The sequence below is a fragment of the Rahnella sp. BIGb0603 genome, assembly GCF_024808755.1.
Taxonomy (GTDB): Bacteria; Pseudomonadota; Gammaproteobacteria; order Enterobacterales; family Enterobacteriaceae; genus Rahnella; species Rahnella contaminans.
This window is the reverse complement of the sequence record NZ_JANUEX010000003.1, coordinates 376,828-399,273: the sequence shown is the minus strand read 5'-3', so window position 1 is coordinate 399,273 and position 22,446 is coordinate 376,828. Positions and strand designations below refer to the sequence as shown.

22 protein-coding genes are annotated in these 22,446 nt (G+C 54.2%); 3 read left to right on the top strand and 19 right to left on the bottom strand.

Going from position 1 to position 22,446, the window contains the following annotated elements:
- Positions 1-85 precede the first annotated feature (85 nt).
- Positions 86-1,306: a beta-ketoacyl-ACP synthase I gene (gene fabB / locus M2403_RS10350; protein WP_101076146.1), complete on the bottom strand. Its 1,221-nt coding sequence runs from the start codon at positions 1,304-1,306 to the stop codon at positions 86-88.
- A gap of 169 nt (positions 1,307-1,475) precedes the next feature.
- On the opposite strand from fabB, the gene mnmC reads away from it, so the two are divergent.
- Entirely contained in the window at positions 1,476-3,506 is a 2,031-nt protein-coding gene (gene mnmC / locus M2403_RS10345; RefSeq protein WP_259229089.1) for a bifunctional tRNA (5-methylaminomethyl-2-thiouridine)(34)-methyltransferase MnmD/FAD-dependent 5-carboxymethylaminomethyl-2-thiouridine(34) oxidoreductase MnmC, read from the top strand.
- A 74-nt stretch (positions 3,507-3,580) separates the two neighbouring features.
- Here the strand turns inward: mnmC and M2403_RS10340 are convergent, their stop codons facing one another.
- The 6 genes from M2403_RS10340 to prmB all read right to left on the bottom strand — a co-directional run bounded on the left by M2403_RS10340 (position 3,581) and on the right by prmB (position 8,343).
- The gene (locus M2403_RS10340; RefSeq protein ID WP_152324408.1) at positions 3,581-3,859 is read right to left on the bottom strand and encodes a YfcL family protein; all 279 of its coding nucleotides are present in this window, start codon (positions 3,857-3,859) and stop codon (positions 3,581-3,583) included.
- Between the two features lie 24 nt (positions 3,860-3,883).
- Positions 3,884-4,441 carry an elongation factor P hydroxylase gene (locus M2403_RS10335; protein WP_152324409.1) on the bottom strand — a complete coding sequence of 186 codons (558 nt, stop codon included), beginning with the start codon at positions 4,439-4,441 and terminating at the stop codon, positions 3,884-3,886.
- Between the two features lie 102 nt (positions 4,442-4,543).
- Complete coding sequence (locus M2403_RS10330) at positions 4,544-5,344, bottom strand: sulfite exporter TauE/SafE family protein (RefSeq protein ID WP_152324410.1); 801 nt, start codon at positions 5,342-5,344, stop codon at positions 4,544-4,546.
- 47 nt (positions 5,345-5,391) lie between these two features.
- Positions 5,392-6,165, bottom strand: a complete 774-nt coding sequence (gene mepA / locus M2403_RS10325) for a penicillin-insensitive murein endopeptidase (protein WP_101076466.1) — start codon at positions 6,163-6,165, stop codon at positions 5,392-5,394.
- An 85-nt stretch (positions 6,166-6,250) separates the two neighbouring features.
- Entirely contained in the window at positions 6,251-7,336 is a 1,086-nt protein-coding gene (aroC, locus tag M2403_RS10320; protein WP_152324411.1) for a chorismate synthase, read from the bottom strand.
- A gap of 74 nt (positions 7,337-7,410) precedes the next feature.
- Entirely contained in the window at positions 7,411-8,343 is a 933-nt protein-coding gene (gene prmB, locus M2403_RS10315) for a 50S ribosomal protein L3 N(5)-glutamine methyltransferase (RefSeq protein ID WP_152324412.1), read from the bottom strand.
- Positions 8,344-8,545: 202 nt separating this feature from the next.
- Here prmB and smrB point away from each other — a divergent pair, with 202 nt between their 5' ends.
- Positions 8,546-9,085 (top strand): endonuclease SmrB, encoded by a 540-nt coding sequence (smrB, locus tag M2403_RS10310; protein ID WP_104924666.1) that lies wholly within the window; start codon positions 8,546-8,548, stop codon positions 9,083-9,085.
- 84 nt (positions 9,086-9,169) lie between these two features.
- On the opposite strand, the gene sixA is transcribed toward smrB, so the two are convergent.
- The 4 genes from sixA to M2403_RS10290 form a co-directional block, all read right to left on the bottom strand.
- Positions 9,170-9,658: a phosphohistidine phosphatase SixA gene (sixA, locus tag M2403_RS10305; protein WP_152324413.1), complete on the bottom strand. Its 489-nt coding sequence runs from the start codon at positions 9,656-9,658 to the stop codon at positions 9,170-9,172.
- A gap of 415 nt (positions 9,659-10,073) precedes the next feature.
- Positions 10,074-12,275, bottom strand: a complete 2,202-nt coding sequence (gene fadJ / locus M2403_RS10300; RefSeq protein ID WP_259229088.1) for a fatty acid oxidation complex subunit alpha FadJ — start codon at positions 12,273-12,275, stop codon at positions 10,074-10,076.
- Positions 12,272-13,585 (bottom strand): acetyl-CoA C-acyltransferase FadI, encoded by a 1,314-nt coding sequence (gene fadI / locus M2403_RS10295; protein ID WP_165058342.1) that lies wholly within the window; start codon positions 13,583-13,585, stop codon positions 12,272-12,274. The genes fadJ and fadI overlap by 4 nt, the downstream gene beginning before the upstream one ends.
- A gap of 206 nt (positions 13,586-13,791) precedes the next feature.
- Positions 13,792-14,124 carry a YfcZ/YiiS family protein gene (locus M2403_RS10290; RefSeq protein WP_259229087.1) on the bottom strand — a complete coding sequence of 111 codons (333 nt, stop codon included), beginning with the start codon at positions 14,122-14,124 and terminating at the stop codon, positions 13,792-13,794.
- Between the two features lie 417 nt (positions 14,125-14,541).
- On the opposite strand from M2403_RS10290, the gene fadL reads away from it, so the two are divergent.
- Entirely contained in the window at positions 14,542-15,819 is a 1,278-nt protein-coding gene (gene fadL / locus M2403_RS10285) for a long-chain fatty acid transporter FadL (RefSeq protein WP_152324416.1), read from the top strand.
- A 92-nt stretch (positions 15,820-15,911) separates the two neighbouring features.
- On the opposite strand, the gene mlaA is transcribed toward fadL, so the two are convergent.
- From mlaA to M2403_RS10245, 8 genes are read right to left on the bottom strand one after another with little or no spacing between them, the layout of a single operon-like run.
- A complete protein-coding gene (mlaA, locus tag M2403_RS10280) occupies positions 15,912-16,679 on the bottom strand; it encodes a phospholipid-binding lipoprotein MlaA (protein ID WP_152324417.1) in 768 nt (255 codons plus the stop codon).
- Positions 16,680-16,713: 34 nt separating this feature from the next.
- Positions 16,714-17,928: a c-type cytochrome biogenesis protein CcmI gene (ccmI, locus tag M2403_RS10275; RefSeq protein ID WP_165058346.1), complete on the bottom strand. Its 1,215-nt coding sequence runs from the start codon at positions 17,926-17,928 to the stop codon at positions 16,714-16,716.
- Positions 17,925-18,410, bottom strand: coding sequence for a cytochrome c-type biogenesis protein (locus tag M2403_RS10270; protein ID WP_152324419.1), 486 nt, complete (start codon positions 18,408-18,410; stop codon positions 17,925-17,927). Before M2403_RS10270 ends, ccmI begins: the two co-directional genes overlap by 4 nt.
- On the bottom strand, positions 18,407-18,958 hold the full coding sequence (locus M2403_RS10265; RefSeq protein WP_152324420.1) for a DsbE family thiol:disulfide interchange protein: 552 nt from the start codon (positions 18,956-18,958) through the stop codon (positions 18,407-18,409). The genes M2403_RS10270 and M2403_RS10265 overlap by 4 nt, the downstream gene beginning before the upstream one ends.
- Positions 18,955-20,925, bottom strand: a complete 1,971-nt coding sequence (locus M2403_RS10260; RefSeq protein WP_259229086.1) for a heme lyase CcmF/NrfE family subunit — start codon at positions 20,923-20,925, stop codon at positions 18,955-18,957. The genes M2403_RS10265 and M2403_RS10260 overlap by 4 nt, the downstream gene beginning before the upstream one ends.
- A complete protein-coding gene (ccmE, locus tag M2403_RS10255) occupies positions 20,922-21,416 on the bottom strand; it encodes a cytochrome c maturation protein CcmE (protein WP_101076162.1) in 495 nt (164 codons plus the stop codon). Before ccmE ends, M2403_RS10260 begins: the two co-directional genes overlap by 4 nt.
- On the bottom strand, positions 21,413-21,673 hold the full coding sequence (gene ccmD / locus M2403_RS10250; RefSeq protein WP_152324422.1) for a heme exporter protein CcmD: 261 nt from the start codon (positions 21,671-21,673) through the stop codon (positions 21,413-21,415). Before ccmD ends, ccmE begins: the two co-directional genes overlap by 4 nt.
- Positions 21,670-22,407, bottom strand: a complete 738-nt coding sequence (locus M2403_RS10245; protein ID WP_152324423.1) for a heme ABC transporter permease — start codon at positions 22,405-22,407, stop codon at positions 21,670-21,672. Before M2403_RS10245 ends, ccmD begins: the two co-directional genes overlap by 4 nt.
- Positions 22,408-22,446 lie beyond the last annotated feature (39 nt).

The window sequence follows — 22,446 nt, the reverse complement described above, 5'->3', positions numbered from 1 at the left end:
TGTTGAGATATAACAGAAGGGATAAACAACGGACGTAAAAAAGCCCGCTCGAAAGCAGGCTTTATTTTTAGCTTAACGACAGGAATTATTTGTCGTTTTTCAGCTTACGCATCACCAGAGTGGCGTTGGTGCCACCGAAGCCGAAGCTGTTAGACATCACAGTCGTCAGCTCGCGCTGAGTCGGTTTAGTGATGATGTCCATGCCTTCTGCCTGCTCATCAAGGTTTTCGATGTTGATGCTTGGCGCGATGAAGCCGTGCTCAGCCATCAGCAGGGTGTAGATTGCTTCCTGAACGCCAGCGGCTCCCAGAGAGTGACCGGTCATGGCTTTGGTGGAAGACAGTGCCGGGGTTTTGGAACCGAACACTTCACGGATTGCACCCAGTTCTTTCACGTCGCCGACTGGGGTAGAAGTCCCGTGAACGTTAACGTAATCGATTGGGGTATCCACGCCGTTCATTGCCATTTTCATGCAACGCACTGCGCCTTCGCCAGATGGAGCTACCATGTCTGCGCCGTCAGACGTTGCGCCGTAGCCAACGATTTCTGCGTAAATGTGTGCGCCACGTGCCAGAGCGTGTTCCAGCTCTTCAACCACGACCATACCGCCGCCGCCTGCAATGACGAAACCGTCACGCGCTTTGTCGTAGGTACGGGAAGCTTTTTCAGGGGTTTCGTTGTAGCTGGTGGACAATGCGCCCATCGCGTCAAACTCACACGCCATTTCCCAGCACAGTTCTTCACCGCCACCGGCAAAGACAACGTCCTGTTTGCCGAGCTGAATCATTTCTACCGCGTTACCGATGCAGTGAGCAGAGGTTGCACAGGCAGAGCTGATGGAATAGTTAACGCCACGAATTTTGAACGGAGTTGCCAGGCAGGCAGAAACGCCGGAAGCCATCGCTTTGGTCACCATGTAAGGGCCAACGCCGCGCAGGCCTTTGGCACGCATGCCGTCAGAACCCGCAACCTGATTGCGTGGAGAACCGCCGCCGGAACCTGCAATCAGGCCGGTACGTTCGTTGGAGACCATTTCAGGCGTCAGACCGGAGTCTTCAATCGCCTGTTGCATGGACAGGTAAGCGTAGATCGAGGCATCACTCATGAAACGCACAATCTTACGATCGATAAGGCCTGCGGTGTCTAATTTGACATCACCCCAGACGTGACTACGCATCCCGGCATCTTTCAGCTCTTGCGAGAAGGTGATCCCAGAGCGACCTTCCTGCAGAGATGCAAGAACTTCCTGCTTGTTGTTACCGATGCTCGAGATGATACCCAGGCCAGTAATCACTGCACGTTTCATTTAATACCTCTTGTACTATTCACCATTTGGGATTTCGTCACGCACTCTAGCGTACAGTTGTACGCCGAACAAGTCCGATCAGCAATTCCTTGTGTAAATCGCGGTAAATTTGCGCGAGGTCAAACGCAGCGTTAAACTCCGGCATCGCCTTGAACTGAGAGAGTTTCACGTGAGCCACAGCCCGATCACGCCCGCTGAATTAAGCTGGAACGAACAGGGTACACCTGTTTCCCGACATTTTGATGACGTCTATTTTTCCAATCAGAGCGGCCTGCTGGAAACACGTCATGTTTTTCTCAACGGCAACCATTTTCCGGCGCGTTTTTCCGCCCATCCTCGCCCGCTTTGCATTATTGCCGAAACTGGTTTTGGCACTGGCCTGAACTTTCTGTCACTGTGGCAGGCCTTCGACGCTTTTGGCGAGGAACATCCCGACGCCACCCTGCAACGCCTGCATTTCATCAGCTACGAGAAATTCCCGCTGTCTGCCCGTGATCTGGCGACAGCGCATAGGCAATGGCCTGAACTCGCCGCGTATTCAGCACAACTTTGCGAACAATGGCCGATGGCTTTTTCCGGCTGCCATCGCCTTCTGCTGGCGGACGGACGTATCACCCTCGACCTGTGGTTCGGCGATGTGACTACCCTGCTGCCCGCATGTGACACCAGTATGAATCAGCAGGTCGATGCCTGGTTTCTGGACGGATTTGCGCCATCAAAGAATCCGGACATGTGGACGGAAGAACTTTTCCGTTCGATGGCGAAAATGACTCGTCCGCAAGGCACCTTCGCGACATTTACCGTGGCCGGTTTTGTACGCCGCGGCTTGCAGGACGCCGGTTTCGACATCGCAAAAGTGCCCGGATTCGGTGAAAAGCGGCATATGTTATCCGGCGTTCTGCCTGCAGGAATTGATATTCCTCATCCTGCGCCGTGGTATTTCCGCCCGCCCGCTAAAAATGCCACTGAATTTGCGATTCTTGGCGGCGGCGTCGCCAGCGCCGTACTTTCGCTGGCGCTTTTGCGTCGTGGTTATGCCGTAACGCTGTACTGCGCCGATGAAAAACCGGCGCTTGGCGCATCCGGTAACCGTCAGGGCGCTGTTTATCCGCTGCTCAATGGCCGTGGCGACACACTGGAAAATTTCTTTGCGCACGCCTTCACCTTCGCCCGCCGTCAGTATGCGCAGCTGGAAAAGCAGGATGTACCTTTTGACCACGGCTGGAGCGGCGTGACGCAGCTCGGTTATGACGAAAAAAGTCAGGGCAAAATTGACGGCATACTTAAAGGTGGCTGGCCGGAAGAACTGGCAAAGGGGCTGAGCGAAGAAAATGTAGAAGCGTTATGCGGATTGCCGTGCGGCAGCGGCGGCATCACGTATCCGCTCGGTGCATGGTTGTGTCCGGCGGAACTGACCGCCTCGCTGCTCGCACTGGCGCAAACGCAGGGATTAGCGGTGCATTATCTTCAGCGGGTCACGGCGTTAAGCCGCGATGCAAACGAAAACTGGACGCTGAAGTTTGCTGACGGACATGAAACCCGTCATCAGGCCGTGGTGCTGGCAAACGGCGCGGATATCACTGATTTCACCCAGAGTGAAAAACTCCCGGTTTACGCGGTCAGCGGTCAGGTTTCACATATTCCGACCACACCGGCGCTGAGCAAGCTGAAGCAGGTGCTGTGTTACGACGGTTATATGACGCCAGTCAGCCCGCAGAACCAGCATCATTGCATCGGTGCCAGCTATCATCGCGCCGATAAATGTACGGATTACCGCGAAGACGATCAGCAGGAAAACCGTCAGCGCCTGATTAACTGTCTGCCACAACAGCAATGGCCGCATGACGTGGATGTCCGTGAAGGTGAAGCCCGCAACGGCGTACGCTGTGCAACACGCGATCACCTGCCGATGATTGGTTCCGTGTCTGATTACGACGCGCTGCTGGAAAGCTATCAAAAGCTCGATCTGGATGTTAAGCGCAACCGTCCGGTTGCGCCTGCACCGGTATACGAAAATCTGTTCCTGTTTGGCGCGCTCGGCTCACGCGGACTGAGTTCCGCGCCGCTTGGAGCAGAAATTCTGGCCGCGCAAATCGCCGGTGAGCCCATACCTCTGGACAGCGAAACGCTGGCAGCTCTCAATCCAAACCGTATGTGGGTCAGAAAATTGCTGAAAGGCCGTCCGGTCGAATCGCAATAATTTGCTCTTTCTCAGGCAATAAAAAAGCGCAGCCGGTTAATCCGCTACTGCGCTTATTTTTACTGAAAAAAAGATTAGTTTGGCAGGGAAGCCTGATAGAGATTTTCCCACATCCCCTGCACGAGAAGCTGATCGCGCGGCGAAAGTTCTCCGGCTTTAATGGCTTTATCCAGCCCATCCTGAACACGAATTTTCAGCGCTTCGGCGGTATGTTCGCCATTCTCTTCCGCCTCGGCAACCGCGACGGTCAGATGGCCTCGCAGATAGCCACTGGCAAATAATTCATCGTCGCTGGCGCTTTCGACCATGTCGTCGATCAGCGTTAAAATCCGCGTTTCAAATTCTGCGATCATCACTCTTCCTCTCGTATTCAGTTCTTATTCGACCGGCTGCAATGCAGGGAAATCTGCAGGCGTCAAAGGGGCCGTATTGTAAAACGATTGTAACGCTTTAATAAAGCGCGCCGGTCTTTCAGGAATGCCCTGCTCCAGCATGCGCAGCACTTCTTCGCGGACTTTATTCTGGAAGCCCACGCGATCCGGCTCGCAATCGCCGCTCAGATTGTCACAGCTGACGTTGAAATTAAAACCCGCCGCCGCGCAAAACAGCCATTCATAAGATTGCGGTTTGATTTCCACTTTTTCAAATTCGCTTTGCGTTTGTGCGTCACGACCGTCGGGGCAGTACCAGTAGCCAAAATCGACCAGCTTGCGGCGCTCAGCACCGGCCACGCACCAGTGCGAAATTTCATGCATGCCACTGGCGTAATAACCGTGTGCGAACACAATGCGGTTAAACGGTTCTTGTTCATCAGCAGGCAGATAGATCGGTTCTTCGTCGCCTTTCACTAAGCGAACGTTAAATTCCTCAAAGAAGCAGGAATCAAAAATGTCGATCAATTGATGATAGTTATGTGTTGCAGTCGAATCAGACATAATTGCAGTGAAACTCATTAAAGTAAGATCAGGGGCGACAATATACCCCTGTTTAAACGCGTATTTTCATGACTTCAGGCAAGCATTTTGCTGCTGCTGACATTATAAATGCAGGCTTAACCACTGGTGGATTTCTGCACCATGATTGTCATAAATCAGTTTGCAGCTCATCACCACCGAAACGACCACCACCATCGGGCGGATCATCTTCTGGCCTTTGGTGAGCACCATGCGTGCGCCGAGACGCGCGCCGATAAACTGCCCTGCCATCATCACAAATCCTAATCCCCAGACAACTTTGCCGCCCAGAATGAAGAACAGCAGACCACCAAAGTTTGAGGTGAAGTTCAAAACTTTGGCGTGCGCCGTAGCTTTAGCGAGGTTAAAACCGCATAACGTCACAAAGCCTAATGCGTAGAACGAACCGGCTCCGGGGCCGAAAAAGCCATCATAAAACCCGACGCAGCCGCCACCGACCAGCGCATAAGGCAGCGCAGAAAGACGTCGCTGGCGATCGCTTTCGCCCAGCTTCGGGGTCAGCAGGAAATATAGCCCGATGCAGATGATCAGCAGCGGTAGGATCTGACGCAGCATATCGGCCTGTAAGCGCTGGATCAGGATCGCTCCCAGCACAGACCCCACAAACGTGCAGGCAATGTTGAGCTTCTGATCGTTAAGATCCACCACTTTCCGGCGCACGAAATACAGGCTGGCGGAGAAAGAACCGCCTACCGCCGAAAGCTTGTTGGTTGCAATCGCCTGGGCCGGAGATACCCCGGCTGCCAGCAATGCAGGCAGGCTGATAAGGCCGCCCCCGCCTGCGATTGAGTCAATAAATCCCGCCACTAACGCTACTAAAAACAGAACACCTACTACCCAGGGGGCAACAATCAACCAGTCCATTTTTCTATCAGTCCCGCTTTACGTGGCGAAGAGGTATTGAAACGTTGTTAAAGAACGTGTTTATCCAGCAGCGCCTGACAAGTTGGCGGCAGCGGAGGTGGCTCAGATTTCACCGGTTTACCTGTCGAAGGTTTCGGTGGCAGGAACCAGCTTTGCAGCTCGGCACCACATCCGTCACCCGGAGGAGGCGGAGCCTGATTTTCACATTCGGTGCTCCCCGCAGGGCAACGCAGACGCACATGCATATGCGCACGATGGCCAAACCACGGACGCACTTTGTGCAGCCATTCACGGTCTGCACCCGCATCCTGACAAAGCTGTTGTTTGATCGCCGCATTCACAAAAATACGCACCACGTCTTTATCCTGCGCGGCCATTTTGATCAGCGTTTCGATACGCGGTTGCCACTGGCTCGGCACAATAGATTTGCCATTAGCACTGACCAGATCGATAGGCTGTGGTTTGAGCAGCATCTGCTCGCTCCAGCGCTGACGCGGCAGTTGCAGCCAGATATCCACATCCAGCCCGGACTGATGGCTGGCATGGCCGCTGCTAAAACGCCCGCCCGCAGGCATCGCCATATCGCCGACCAGCATGGTACCCAGCCCTTTTTGCTGTGCCTGAGTACCGAGTCGCGTGATGAACGCCAGTAAATCTGGCTGGCCGAAATAACGACGCTGATCGGTACGCATTACCTGATAATCCGGTGAATTCAGCGGCAAAGGTTGTGCGCCAATCTGACATCCGTTGGCGTAACTTCCCACTGCCTGCGGCGCGCCGGAAATCGGTTGAGTAATTTTCTGCCAGGGCGTTGCCGCCATGGCCGGTGCGCAAAGCGCAAGCGCCAGAAGACTGGCGCAGGCGGTTTTAAACGCAGGAACGTTACGTAAGAATTTCATCGAAGGCTTACCAGCGTGGCACGGTGGAATGAACGTCGCCGTTCTGGGCACGCTGACGCAGCAGGTGATCCATCAGCACAATCGCCATCATGGCTTCGGCGATCGGCACAGCGCGGATCCCCACGCACGGATCGTGACGGCCTTTGGTGATCATCTCAACCTGCTCGCCTTCACGGTTAATAGTGCGTCCCGGAACGGTGATGCTGGACGTCGGTTTCAGCGCCAGATGCGCAACCACCGGCTGGCCGCTGCTGATCCCGCCGAGAATGCCACCTGCATGGTTGCTTTCAAAACCGTTTGGCGTAATTTCGTCACGGTTTTCGCTGCCACGTTTGCTGACTACGGCAAAACCGTCACCGATTTCCACGCCTTTCACGGCGTTAATGCTCATCAGCGCATGCGCCAGATCTGCATCAAGACGGTCGAATACCGGCTCGCCAAGGCCAACCGGAACATGCTCGGCAACCACGGTAATTTTGGCACCAATCGAGTCGCCTTCTTTTTTCAGCGCGCGCATCAGTTCGTCCAGCGCTTCCAGCTTGCTTTCATCCGGGCAGAAGAACGGGTTGGTTTCGACCAGATCCCAGTCTTTCAGTTCACAGTGAATGTCGCCCATCTGGGACATATAGCCGCGCACTTTAACGCCGAATTTTTCGAGCAGGTATTTCTTCGCTACCGCGCCTGCGGCCACGCGCATTGCGGTTTCACGGGCAGAAGAACGCCCGCCGCCGCGATAGTCGCGTACGCCGTATTTTTGTTCGTAGGTGTAATCGGCATGGCCAGGACGGAATACGTCTTTGATCGCGCTGTAATCCTGCGAGCGCTGATCGGTATTCTGGATAATCAGGCCGATGCTGGTGCCCGTCGTCACGCCTTCAAAGACGCCGGACAGGATTTTGACTTCATCCGCTTCACGGCGCTGCGTGGTGTAACGCGAGGTTCCCGGACGACGACGGTCGAGGTCGTGTTGAAGATCTGCTTCTGTCAGCGAGATGCCCGGCGGTACGCCGTCAATGATGCAGCCGAGTGCCACACCGTGAGATTCGCCGAAGGTGGTGACGCGGAAAAACTGCCCAATACTGTTCCCTGCCATCACGGCTCCTTAACCATTAATAAGTTGTTTATTTGCAAAATGACCGGCTGACGAACAGCCGGTCAACAGGGTGTTTAGTCGCGGTAAGCGCGGAACTCTTCTGCACAATCAAGCAGTTGCTGTTTAGTCAGCATGAAGACGCCGTCACCGCCGTTTTCAAACTCCAGCCAGGTGAACGGGATCTCAGGATATTGATCCATCAGATGTACCATGCTGTTGCCCACTTCACAAATCAGCACGCCGTCATCGGTCAGGTAATCCGGCGCGCAGGCCAGAATGCGGCGGGTCAGTTTCAGGCCATCGCTGCCGGAGGCCAGACCGAGCACCGGTTCGTGGCGGTATTCCTGCGGCAAATCGGACATGTCTTCTTCGTCAACGTACGGCGGGTTCGTGACGATCAGGTCGTATTGCAGCGGCGGCAGTTCACGGAACAGGTCAGAACGGATTGGTGTAACCCAGTTCTCGATACCGTGCGTGTCGATATTGCGCTCGGCCACGGCCAGCGCGTCTGCAGAAATATCCACGGCGTCCACTTCCGTTTCCGGGAAAGCATAAGCACAGGCAATCGCAATACAGCCGCTGCCGGTACACATGTCGAGGATGTGCTGAGGTTTGTCGTGCAAAATGCCGGAGAAGCGGTGGCTAATCAGTTCACCAATCGGTGAACGCGGCACCAGAACGCGCTCATCGACATAAAATTCCATGTCGCAGAACCAGGCTTTGTTGGTCAGATAGGCGACCGGAATGCGCTCGTTGACGCGGCGGATCACGCGCTCAACAATACGATGACGCTCACTGGAGGTCAGACGCGCCGTGTGCATGTCTTCAGGAATGTCGAGCGGTAAAAACACGCTTGGCAAAACCAGCTGCACGGCTTCGTCCCACGGATTATCGGTGCCGTGACCGTAATAAACATTGGCCGCATTGAGGCGGCTGACGGTCCAGCGCAGCATGTCCTGAATGGTATGCAGTTCACTGACGGCTTCGTCGACGAAAATTTTGTCCAATTTTGTTCTCCAGGCAGTACAGGGTTTTTAACAGACGTTTAACCCGTAATTTTCCGCATAGTTTGCCACGAAGCCCGCCACAAATCAGTAGCTAGTCAACGCACTTGCGCGACGCCTCGAAGAATTTAACCCTGAGTTTTCTTTAAACCGCAGGGTGGCGGAAGGTACACTGTCGGAATTGAGCGAAAATGACGATAAAAAAATGAAGAAAAAACACCGACTGAGCCCGGAGGAAGCGGCCCTGTTTCGTGAAGCCGTTCCGGGCGTCAAGCGCCTGAAAAACGATACAATTACTCACCGTCCGTTGCGAAAAAAAGTGTCAGAGTTGTCACCAAAAAAGCTGATTCAGGAGCAGGTGGACGCCAGTTATTATTTTTCTGATGAATTCCAGCCGATGCTGCAGGAAGAAGGCCCGGTTCGTCACATCCGGCCAGACGTCAGCCATTTTGAATTGAAGAAATTGCGCCGCGGAGATTATTCCCCCGAGCTGTTTCTTGATTTGCACGGTTTAACGCAGAAAGAAGCCAAGCAGGAATTAGGGGCGCTGATCGCCGCCTGCCGCCGCGAACATGTTCACTGCGCCTGTGTGATGCACGGTCACGGCAAACATATTCTCAAACAGCAAACCCCGCTTTGGCTGGCGCAACATCCGGACGTCGAAGCGTTCCATCAGGCCCCGAAAGAACTGGGTGGCACCGCTGCCCTGCTGGTGCTGGTGGAACTGGACGACAAAATAAGCTGACCCCGTACAAACATCGATTTCAAGAAACGAGAAAGGCACAGCCGAAGCTGTGCCTTTCTTTGTTTAGCTTTCCGTCCCGGAAAACTAAACCTTAGCCATGACCTGGCACGGACTAAACTGCCAGTCAAAGCTGCCCTGCCCGGTTTGCGCATTCAACTCCACACTTGCCATGGCAGAGGTGGCGAACATCGGCGGGCAAACTCCCGGGCACAATTCTGCGACCAGATAGCCGACCAGCGGCAGGTGGGAAACCACCAGCACAGCGCTGACGCCGGTCAGCGCCAGATGTTGCAGTTCACTGGCGACCAGAGCAGGATCACCGCCCGGCGTCAGCTCTTTGAGAATATCAATTTCTACGTTTTCAGGCAGAGACAGACACTGGCGAACTTTTTCAAGCGTCTGCTGCGCACGCAGGTACGGACTGACCAGGACGCGATCTATTTTGACGCCACGACCATTCAGCCAGGCCGCCATATGGACTGATTCGTCACATCCGCATTCGCTTAACGGGCGAACTGAATCGCTGGCAGCTTCGAGAACTGCATCACCGTGACGCATAATTACAACTTGCATATTGCACCGCTTTTGTTAACAAAAATAGCGCTATACAGAAACGCCGTGCGTGCTGTATTACCCATTGCCCAGCTGTTTTTCATCATGTTTAAAATGACCTTTCTCATTACAAGATAGCTGTAAGGCAGTACATCCACTTAACCGGCTGTGCCCACATGCTTTGCATGGTAAGTATCAGCGGTCGGGCATTTTGCCTGAAAGTTCACGTAAAGAAAACGCTGTTTTTTACACCAACACTTACCGCTTGTAAACTATTCAGGCGATTATTTAACCACTCCGGTTGTAGATCAATCGGTTGGGATCGTTTCTGTACAAAGTCAGTCTCACTATAAAAAAGATCCCGCAGGCCTTGTCTGGCCACAAGCAGGATCCATTCCAGATTCCCGCGAAACTCAGTAATAAGCAGTGACCACAGTCACACTTTACTGACCTTTTCGCTGGTGCCCTTCGCTGGATAAAAACGTTCGCCCTGCTCCGCCCTGCGTACCAGAGCGTCGCACGGCGTGAAATGCTCACCGTAACGCTGGGCCAGTTGTTCCAGCGTTTTCACCACGGTGGCAGCACCGAGCGTGTCGATGTAACGGAACGGCCCGCCACGAAACGGCGGAAAACCAATACCAAAGACTGCCCCGAGATCACCATCACGCGCACTGCGGATAACATTTTCATCCAGGCAGCGGACGGCTTCATTCAGCATCAGCATGACGCAGCGCTGTGCGATCTCTTCGCCTGACTGCTGAGCTTTTGGCGTGACATTCAGTAAACGATAGACCGACGGATCGACCTGTTTTTTCTTCGCCCCACGCCCTTTCTGGCCGTAGAGATAAAAACCTTTGCCATTTTTACGGCCTTTGCGGTCATCGTGCAGGACTGCATCAAAGCCGGATGGGGCGGCAAAACGATCGCCAAACGCCTCCACCAGAATCGGGCCAATTTTAGTGCCGACATCAATGCCCACTTCGTCGAGAAGCTGAACTGGCCCGACCGGAAAACCAAAGTTCACCAGCGCATTATCGATGTGATCGACAGGCTCACCAGCCAGCAGGCAGCGTGCCGCTTCGTTGATATAAGGAGCAAGAATGCGGTTTACGTAGAACCCGGCGCTGTCACCGACCACAATTGCCGTTTTCCCCTGTTTCTTCGCCAGCGAGACCGTGGTCGAAATCGTCTGCGCACTGGTGCCCGCATGGGGAATAACTTCCACCAGCGGCATTTTGTCTACCGGGCTAAAATAATGCAGGCCGATAACCTGATCAGGCCTTGTGGCCTTTTCCGCAATCAGATGAATCGGCAAAGAAGAGGTGTTTGAAGCAAATATGGTACGCGGTACCGCATTTTTCTCGATCTCCGCTACCATGGATTGCTTGAGCGCAAGGTCTTCAAATACCGCTTCCACCACAATATCAATCTGCGAAAAACCGCTGTAATCCGTAGTCCCCGAAATCAGCATCATCTGCCGCTGCTGTTCGTTACGGGTGAGCCTGCGGCTGCGGACTTTTTTCTCCAGCAGATCCCAGCTGTATTTCAGCGCATGGCGGATGCCTTCCTGATTAATATCTTTAATCCGCACCGGCAGCCCGGCGCGGGTCGCGGTGACATTCGCAATACCGCCGCCCATCAGCCCGCCACCCAGGATACCGACGCGGTGGACCGGCAACGGCTCAGCGTGAGCGCCTTTTTCTTTTTTCAGCGCCGTCGAGGCAAAGAATAAACCGCGAAGCGCGGCAGATTGCGGCGTCATCACCAGTTCGCCAAACGCCTTGGCTTCGGCCTGATAGCCGTTTCCGCTGCCCTGATCGAGACCGGTTTTCACCACATCAATGATTTTTTCCGTGGCCGGATAATTACCGTGCGTTTTTGCGCGGGTCTGTTTACGCACAAAAGAGAACAACAGGCTTTTTCCCAGCGGACCGCCCGCCAGCCGCGCCTGCCACGGCAAAGGTGGCCGGGATTTGCGACCTTTGGCGACACGTTCCAGCGCCGTTTTCAGCAAAATAGAATAAGGCACGGCGTCGTCCACCAGCCCCATTCTCAGCGCCTGTTTCGCGCGAATGCTGCGCCCGGTGAGCATCATATCCAGCGCTTTCGGCGCACCGATTAACCGCGGCAAACGCTGCGTGCCGCCCGAACCGGGTAACAGCCCGAGCTGAACTTCCGGCAGGCCGAGCTGAGTTTTATCATCAAGGGAACAGACGCGGGAATGGCACGCCAGCGCCAGTTCGAGTCCGCCACCCAGGCAGGCACCGTGAATAGCCGCCACAACCGGCACGGAAAACGAGGCTATCTGCGACATCACCGTCTGGCCTTTTTGCGCCAGTTCGCTGGCTTCAGCCGCCGTTTTGCAGCCGGAAATCATCGTGATGTCGGCACCGGCAATAAATGAATCGCTTTTACCGGAAACCAGCACCAGACCTTTCAGATTCGGATATTGCTGCGCTTTTTGCAAAATAGCGCAGATTTGCTGAGCAAATTCAGCCTTCAGGGTATTCACTTTTTCACCGGGAACATCAATGGTGATGATGCCCACATGTTCTGCCGTAAACATCAGCGAGAATGCAGAAACCGGTTCTGCGGATGACTGTTCTGCCAGCACGGAATTGTCCATGTTGTCCCTCATTGCGCTGCCTCCAGAATCATTGCGGCACCCAGGCCCCCGGCGGCGCAGGCGGTGGTCAGCCCGTATTTTCCGCCGCGACGGCGTAATTCATGCAGCGTTTGCGTGATCATCCGTGCGCCGGTTGCGGCAAACGGATGGCCGTAGGCCAGCGAACCGCCTAAAACGTTGAATTTATCCCAGTCGATTTCGCCAACTGCCTGACTGCGCCCCAGTTTTTCGCGGGCGAATTCATCACTGGCCAGCATTTTGATATTTGCCAGCGTCTGCGCGGCAAAGGCTTCATGCATATCAATCAGATCCAGATCCGCCAGCGTCAGCCCGGCGCGATCTAACGCCAGCGGCGTGGCGTATGCCGGGCCGAGAAGCATGTCTTCCCAGACGTCAATAGCGGAAAACGCAAAGCTCTTCAGATAGCCCAGCGGCTCAAGCCCTAATTCACGGGCGCGGGATTCGCTCATCATCAGAACGGCGGCGGCACCGTCGGTGAGCGGCGTACTGGTTGCCGCCGTCACGGTTCCGTGTTTACGGTCAAATGCCGGACGCAGTTTCGCGTACTGCCCGATTTCTGAATTCAGGCGGATGTTGTTGTCTTTTTGCAGCACTTCACGATAAGGCGGAACCTGCGCCGCCATCACCTGTGAGCTCAGATAACCCTGTTCCCAGGCCAGCGCGGCCAGCGTGTGCGAACGGTGCGCCAGCTCATCCTGCTGTTCGCGGGAAATCCCGTGGCTTTTTGCCATTTGTTCAGCGGTATCACCCATGCGCAGGCCAGTGGAATATTCCGCCACCGCCGGAGGAACCGGCAGCAGATCGCGTAATTTCAGTTTGCTGAAAATCGCAAGACGCTGCGACAGCGTACGCGCTTTATTGACATCAACCAGTGCTCTGGCGAGACGTTTACTGACACCAATCGGCAGCACCGATGAGGAATCAGCCCCGCCCGCAATCCCGACGCGCACTGTGCCGCTGAGAATACTTTCGGCAACGTTCGCCACCGCCTGAAAACTGGTCGCGCAGGCGCGGGAAACGCTGTAGGCGTCGGTCGAAACATTCATTCCGGTGCCGAGCACAATTTCGCGCGCAATATTCGGCGCTTCGGGCATCTGGACAACCTGTCCGAACACCAGCTGATCAATGTCTTTCGGATCGATTCCACTTTTCGCCAGCAGCTCGCTGACCACGGTTTTACCTAAATCCACAGCGGGGATCCCGTGATAGGCGGTGGCCTGCTTGGCAAACGGCGTGCGCAAACCATCAACAATCGCAATGCGATCGCCTTCACGCGTAACCAGTGGAATGACTTTGTTCATACAAGCTCCTGAGTAAATAGGGTCTTAAGAGGTCAGACCTGATAACTCAGTGTTAACTATGTATTTACATTTGGCAAAGTGAAAGGGTTTGAAGTGCGAGCAACAGCAAATTTTTCTGAAATGAGAGTGAGAAGAAAGAAGCTGTAAAAAAATAGCAGACAAAAAAATACCGCTGTCTGGCAGCGGCATTTTAAAAGCAGAATTAATTAACGTAATCCGAGCTGGAAGATCATGGTCTCTGCCTGGCAGGAGAAAGTGAAATCCACTTTCAGCTCAACGCCACCGTCAACTTTTTCAATCTTACTGTTAATTACGCACGGCTCCGATTCAACGCCGCGTGCGCGTTCGGTCAGAGTTTGCAGCATTTCTTTGGCCTGCGCTTCGGTTTCGAAAACGTGCAGGTAAGAAGCGGTGCAATCGGTGTTGTCCATGATGGTACCCACATCAACACAGCAGCAGGCCGCAGTTTCTTCTGCGCCGCATTTGTTAATGGAGTGCAGAGGTTGAGTGGATTTAGAGGACATGGTTACGTCAGACATAATTTTCTCCCCGGCATCAACGGCAACGTCCACCGTCTGGCCTGTTTGCGAATAAAGTTTTATTTCCAGCCTGTATTTTACGCCGCCGTTCTGACAACACACTAGCACTTACTTATTATGTGCCTTTGAAGTGATCCAGATCACGTATATGTAAGTAATCGATTAAAACTACGTCATCGTTATCACTTTAACGTTTCTTAATTGAACTTTTATTGTTGGTTTTTTGTTAAGTGGATCCAATTTCTTGCATCATTTTATAAATATCAATGAAACATTATTGCAACTACACCACAGGTCAGACCTATACTTCGCTCACTGGTCTGATTTGTCAGACTGATAACGAACCCTACAATCCCGCGCTCATTGTTACTTCATGTAACATTGTTTGATAAAAAACATAAAATTGAGGTTTTGGTCATGAACCAGAAAAACCTGTTTAAAAGATCAGCTCTGGCAGCTGCAGTGGCAATTGTTTCCTCCAACGTATACGCAGCAGGTTTTCAGTTAAATGAATATACTGCTGCGGGTTTAGGTCGTTCTTTCTCAGGCGAAGGTGCTATCGCTGACACCGCCGCATCCGGCAGCCGTAACCCGGCAACCATGACCATGTTTAACCGCCCGGCGTTTTCTATGGGCGCGGTTTACGTCGATCCGGACGTCAGTGTGACGGGCAAATCCCCGGTCACCGGGGCCAGTACTGATGCAGGTAACATTGCGCCTAATCAGTGGGTGCCAAATATCCACTTTATTATGCCGCTGGATGACCAGTGGGCGGTCGGCGCATCTGCGACGTCTAACTACGGTCTGGCGACAGAATTTAACGATAGTTATCCGGCAGGCCCGATCGGTGGTGAAACAGACCTCACCACCGTTAACACAAACTTAAGTGTTGCTTACCGTTTGAACCAGAATTTCAGCTTCGGTGTGGGCTTTGATGCCGTCTACGCGAAAGCGAAAATCCGCCGTACTGCGGGCGAACTGGTGCCGCTTAAAACCGGCGGTTTGCTGCCGGCAGATACCGAAGCCGCTAAGCTGAAAGGCAACGAATGGGGCTACGGCTGGAACGCCGGTATCTTGTATGAAGTGGATGATAATAACCGCTACGGTTTCACCTACCGCTCTGAAGTCAAAATCGATTTCGACGGTGAATACCGCAACGGCATTCCGCAAGCGTTAGGCGGCACGGGCGGCCATACCGTTCCGGGTTCCCTGACCCTGAACCTGCCAGAAATGTGGGAACTGTCCGGTTATAACAAAGTGGCACCGAAATGGGCGATTCACTACAGCCTGGCTTACACCAGTTGGAGCCAGTTCCAGGAGCTGAAAGCCACCGGGTCTAACGGCCAGACCCTGTTCCAGAAAGATGAAGGCTACCATGATGCTTACCGCATCGCGTTGGGTACCACCTATTACTACGATGATAACTGGACATTCCGTACCGGTATTGCCTTCGATGACAGCCCGGTTCCGGCAGATAACCGCACCATTTCTATCCCGGATCAGGACCGCTTCTGGATTTCAGCCGGTACCACTTATGCCTTCAATAAAGATGCTTCCGTCGATGTCGGTGTGTCTTACATGCATGGCCAGACTGTGAATATCAGCGAGAAAGTGGCTGACGGCGTGCCTAACTATGAGTTCCAGGCTAAAGGTACCGCGATGTTGTACGGTGCGAACTTTAACTACAGCTTCTAACCGGTTTTCACGACAGAGCACATAAATGAAAAAAGCGCCGAAAGGCGCTTTTTTTGTCTCTGAATCTGAAACGGATAAACTTGATCAGAAGATTACTCTGAATCGATATCCTTCAGATCACCCTGAATCAGTGCAGCATTCGGGTTCACCTGCGGCGTCAGCTGACCGCCTCTCGCCAGGAAGTCATGGCGCTGGAAGTACGCTTCGCGGATCATCAGGTAAGGGTCGGAAGAGTTTCGGATCAGGCCGTCAGAATCGAGCAATTCAGCACGGGTTTCTACGCCCTGCAATACCCACTTACCGGCTGACATCCAGAAGGTCAGATAGCTGAGCATCGGATACAGGTCATCGACCAGATCGCCACCTTCATCACGAATTGTCGCACTGCCGTAAGCTGGCAACATCACGTACGGGCCGTAACCCACCCCGTAATGTCCCAGCGTACTGCCGAATCCTTGCGCTTCTTCGCGTGCCAGTTTCGGGTTCGCCATCGACGCCACATCAATCAGACCGCCCATCCCCAGAAGGGTATTAAGGAAGAAACGGTTGAAGTGGATCGCCGCACGGTACGGATCGCCTTTCAGCAAGGAGTTCACCATGCTGGCCGGTTCATCAAGGTTACTCAGGAAATTACTGGTGCCGTTACGCGCCGGTTGGGGCACGTAATCACGCCAGGCAACAGCCACAGGACGCAGTACATACGGGTCCATGTAGTTAAAGTTGAAGTTAAACATCGCGCGGTTGAAACCTTCCAGCGGATCAGATCGTCCCTGCTGTTCGCTGTCCGATGATCCGGACGTGCCGGCACAACCGACCAGCAAAACTGTCGCAAACGCCAGCCCAGTCAGGCGTAAGTTCATGGATATCTCCCTGTTTTTGATCGTCGGTTCCTGATTAAGGAACCTGCTGATTAATTTCAATGCTGACCTGGCCGTTACCGGCAAAATGGGTCAGCGGACTGTCGCCGTACCAGTCACCTGTGGCCGGTGTTGCCAGGCCGTTTTGTGAAATACGAACGCGTACTTTTAATTGATGCAGCGAAGAAAGCAAGCGTTCCGGCATCATCGCGTTGCTGTCATCCACGGTAATCGCCAGCGGGAAGCGGCTCATCGGCAACTTTTTCACTGCAACCGGCACCGGACTGCTGCCATCAGTCACCGAGATAAAGACCGTGCCATCCTGCGGAAGTTTCTGCTGAGCATCCGCAGAAAGCGTTACGTTTACCGCCAGTTTAACCTGATCGATTCCCGCTTTCTGCTTTGCCTGTTCAATGCTTGCCTGAACCATCTCAAGCCGTTTATCACCCGCAGGCAGAATTTTCAGCATAACTTCCCACGCGCCAATAGCTTGCGGATAGTGACCTTGTTCATATTCATTATAGGCCAGCAAGCTTAATACACGCAGATCACCCTGAGATTTTTCCAGCATACTGCGTAAAAGATTGCCGCCGGTAAGGTTATCTTGCGGATCAGACGAACGGGTTAACACTTCGGCATAACCGAGTTTTACTGACATATCATTCGGGGCCAGTTCATACGCATGGCCGTAAGCCTGCGTGGCCGTAGCGGCGTTATTGAGCGCCATCCCCACGCGGCCAAGCATCACCCAGTCCTGCACATTTTTCGGATCGGCCTGCAAATCGGTCCGTAATCCCAGTCCTAAATCCTGCACATCTCTTGCGGTCAGCGGCGTACCGTGATCATCCGCGATACGATGACGCAAATCAGGCATGTGCTGCATCACCTGATTCCACGCACTCACCTGCCCTAATCCGCCCGCATATAAATAGAGGCCCAGCGTGATGATCACCAGCAAAATCGCACCCGGTACCAGCGTCCAGCGGCCGATCGGTTGTGATGCAGCCGGTGCGTAGCCGTCAGGGATATCAGTCAGCAAGTTTTCCTGCAATTCCTGAATATGCGCCGGACGTTCATCCACCACGCCCTGCGCTTCGTCTTCTTCAAGCTCACTCAAACGGTGATGATAAAACGCTTTGTTCAGCGCATCGCGCGATGTATGTTCCGCGCGATCGCCGCGGATCACCGGCACAATAAACAGTGCCAGCGCGATCACCAGCATCACTAAAATACACAGCCAAAAAATACTCATGATCCTGTCCTGTCGCTGTCTTTAAGTAACTGTGCCAGGCGCTGTCTCTCTTGTTCTGACATTTCTTCGGTCATATTTTTCAAACGCACTTCGCCACGGCGGGAACGCATAAAAATCATCACCGCGCCGATAATGACCACCAGCACCGGCCCGAGCCACAATATAAAGGTGGATGGCGTTACCGGCGGTTCGTAGGTCACAAAATTGCCATAACGCGCGACCATGTAAGCCACGATTTGCTGTTTGTTCTGGCCCTGCTCAAGCAACTGGAAAACTTTGGTACGCATATCCGCCGCGATAATTGAATCGGACGCCGCAATATTGGTGTTCTGGCATTTCGGGCAGCGCAGTTGCGCGGTGATCTCGCGGTAATCCTGCTCCTGCTGTGGCGATTTAAACTGATAGGTATCGATGGCGGCGAAAGCGCTGAAGCTCAGTGCCACACCGAGCATTAACGCAGGCAATGCACGTAAGATTTTCATGCGTTGCCACCGTATTTTTTGTACAACGGCAACACTTCGCTCTGCCAGACTTTCTCATTCAAATCACCCGCATGGCGATAGCGGATAATGCCCTGTCCGTCGATCAGGAAAGTTTCCGGCGCACCGTACACACCGAGATCTAACCCCAGCATTCCGTCGCCGTCGTACAGACTCAGCATGTACGGATTGCCCAGCGTATTCAGCCAGTTCACCGCTTTCTGCCGGTCATCTTTGTAGTTCAGCCCCACCACACGTACGCCTTTCGCCGCCAGGGTATTGAGATAATCATGTTCGGCGCGGCAGGTCGGGCACCACGTCGCCCAGACGTTCAGCAATATCGGTTTGCCGTCACGCAGCACTGACTGATCGTAAGTTTTTCCGGCCTGCGCCAGCGATTCCAGCTTGAATACCGGCACCGGTTTGCCGATCAGGGCAGATTCCAGCAACGTAGGATCATCGCCGTTGGCGTTGCGCGTCAGCTGGACTAAAAATGCCGCCGCCAGCGCCAGAAACAGAACCAGCGGAATAAAAAGAAGTTTACGGTTCATGCTTCAGCCTCCGCCTTGCCTTGTTTCTTCAGTTTTTTGCTCATGCGGTATCGCGGATCGAGAATACACAACACGCCGCCGGCAGCCATAAAGAGCCCGCCCAGCCAGATCCAGCGGACAAACGGTTTGTAGTACAAGCGCACCGCCCACGAGCCGTCATCCAGCTCTTCGCCCAGCGCGGCGTACAAGTCGCGCGCCAGATTACCGTCGATGGCAGCTTCGGTCATCATGCTGCGCGCCACGCTGTAGAAGCGTTTTTCCGCGTGCAGCGTGGTGACTTTTTTGCCGTTCTGCGTGACGTCGATGTTCGCTTCACCGCCGGTATAGTTCGGGCCGGTAATGTCGCGAACGTCACGAAAGACAAAGTGATAATCATGAATATCCACGGTATCACCGGCTTTCATGCGCACATCGCGCTCAACGCTGTAATTCTGGCTGAACGCAATACCAATCACCGTGACTGCCACGCCCAGATGACCGAGCACCATGCCCCAGTGGCTGCGGGAAAGTTTGGTCAGGCCGCGCCAGAACGAATGACGGTGCGTGGCGCGTTCATGCAGCTCCATCAGCGTCAGCACAATCACCCACACCGACATCAGCAGGCCGACAACGGTCATGCCAACAATTTTGTCCTGCAACAACCACGGCAGAAGAATCGACAGAATCAGCGTCACCACCAGCGCAACGCCCAGACGACGCCACATTTTGCTCGGTTCGTCACGACGCCAGCGCACCAGCGGGCCGATGCCTAACAACAGCGCCAGCGGCGCCATCAGCCAGGTAAACATCGTATTAAAGAACGGTTCGCCGATGGAAATGCTGCCCAGCCCGAGCTGTTTATGAATCAGCGGTAACAGCGTGCCGAGCAAAACCACCAGCATGGCGGCGACCAGCAAAACATTATTGCCAAGCAGATAACTTTCGCGCGAATGCAGTTCATGACGGCTCGGTACGCGCACCGAGTTGCCTTTAAAGGCGTACAGCAGCAAGGAGCCGCCGATAACAATCACTAAGTACGCGAGGATAAACATGCCGCGCGCCGGATCTGAGGCGAACGAGTGAACCGATACCAGCACACCGGAACGCACCAGGAAAGTCCCGAGCAGACACAGCGAGAACGCGGTGATCGCCAGCAGAACCGTCCAGGCTTTGAATGTCCCGCGTTTTTCAGTCACGGCGAGCGAGTGAATAAGCGCGGTTCCCGCCAGCCACGGCATAAATGAGGCGTTCTCGACCGGATCCCAGAACCACCAGCCGCCCCAACCTAATTCGTAATATGCCCACGCAGAACCGAGCACGATGCCGATGGTCAGAAACACCCACGCCGCCGTGGTCCACGGACGCGACCAGCGCGCCCACGCGGTATCAAGCCGTCCGGCCATCAGCGAAGCAATCGCAAACGCGAATGCCACCGAGAAACCAACGTAACCCATGTACAGCAATGGCGGATGGAAAATCAGCCCGATATCCTGCAACACCGGATTCAGGTCACTGCCATCCACCGGGAAATTCGGTAAAGAGCGGATAAACGGATTCGACGTCAGCAGAATAAACAGCAGGAAACCGCCGGTGATCATGCCCATCACGGCGAGCACGCGCGCCACGGCATCTTGCGGCATCTGACGGCTGAACAACGCAACGGCCAGCGTCCAGCAACTCAGCAGCAACACCCATAACAGCAGCGATCCTTCGTGCGCGCCCCAGGTGGCCGCCACGCGGTAATACACCGGCAAATGGGTATTGGAATTGTTAGCAACATACGCGACGGTAAAATCATTCACCACAAACGCGTGAACCAGAATCGCAAACGCCAGCACGATGCAGGCGAACATGCCGTACGATAGCGGACGCGCCATCGCCATCATCCGGTTATCCTGTCGCGCCGCGCCCCATTGCGGGTAAATACTCAGTAAAACCGCCAGCCCTAACGCCAGACAGAGTGCAAATGTTCCCAGTTCCGGCATCATGAGCGGTTATTTCCTTTATCGTTACCCACGTAGGCAGAAGCGGGCCCTTTGTGGTTTTCTTTCATGGCGTCGGCAACTTCCGGCGGCACATATTTTTCATCGTGTTTGGCCAGAACCTGAATCGCATTCACGACATTCCCCGGCTCCATCACCCCCTGCGCCACCACACCCTGCCCTTCACGGAACAGGTCCGGGAGAATGCCGTTGTACGTCACCGCAATCGCGCCGCGTGCATCATAAATCTTGAAGCTCACCTGAAGGCTTTTCGGATCCCGTTTTACCGAACCGGGCATCACCATGCCGCCGATGCGCAGGCGCTGGCCGACTTCCGGCATTTCGTGGTTTTCGCCTTTGCCCTGCAAGATTTCACTCGGTGTATAGAACAAATCAATGTTGGAACGCAGCGCATACATCACCAGTGAAATACTCAGGCCGAGGCCGATCAGCACCACCAGCGCCAGCGACAGGCGCTTCTTACGACGTGGATTCACAATAACTTCTCCCCGGATGTGTCCGGTTCCAGCGGTGACGTCTGTGCGCCTTGCTGTTTTTTAGACGTGGACTGATTAATGCGTTTTTCGCGAGCCTGACGGCGTTTCACATCGTCCAGAATCTGACGATGCTGCACGAGGGTATGCACCACCAGCGCAATCAGGGAAATCAGGGTTGCCGCCACCGACAGCCAGACATAAAAGGCATATCCGCCCATGGCGAAAAAATCGTGCCAGCTTGAGAATGCAGGGCTCATCCGCGAGGCTCCTTTTTCAGCAGGCCAGCCACCCACGGACGCAGGCGCTCCTGATTCAGGATCAGGTTGCGTAAACGCATCAGCGTGAGAGTAATAAAGAAGAACAGATAACCGAAAATCGCCCAGCGCAGCGGATAACGCATACTCGGGTCGATAGTTTGCTGCATGTTGGTGGAACCCTGATGCAGCGTGTTCCACCACTGAACGGAGTAATGAATGATAGGAATATTGACCACGCCGACCAGCACCAGAATCCCCGCAGCGCGCCCCGCCAGACGGCGATCGTCAAAGGCGTTATATAATGCAATCACCCCGAGATAGAGGAACAGCAGCACAAGTTCGGATGTCAGACGCGCATCCCAGACCCACCAGGTGCCCCACATCGGCTTGCCCCAGGCCGAGCCGGTAACCAGCGCGATAAACGTGAAAACGGCACCGACCGGCGCCATCGCAGCAACGGCCAGATCTGACATTTTCATCTGCCACACCAGGCCGATGAATGCCGCAATGGCCATTGCGCTGTAAATCCCCATCGACCAGATCGCCGCCGGGACGTGAATGTACATAATCCGGTAGCTGTTACCTTGCTGATAGTCGGGCGGCGCATAGCCAAAACCCCAAACCCAGCCGATCACCAGACAGGCAATACCGATAAGCCCGAGCCACGGAATGAACCGGCCACAGACGTGGTAAAGCCGTTCAGGCCGCGCAAGTTGATGTAACCATTTCCACATTGTTATCGTTGCTCACTTTAAAATGTCACTGTGTGGGTT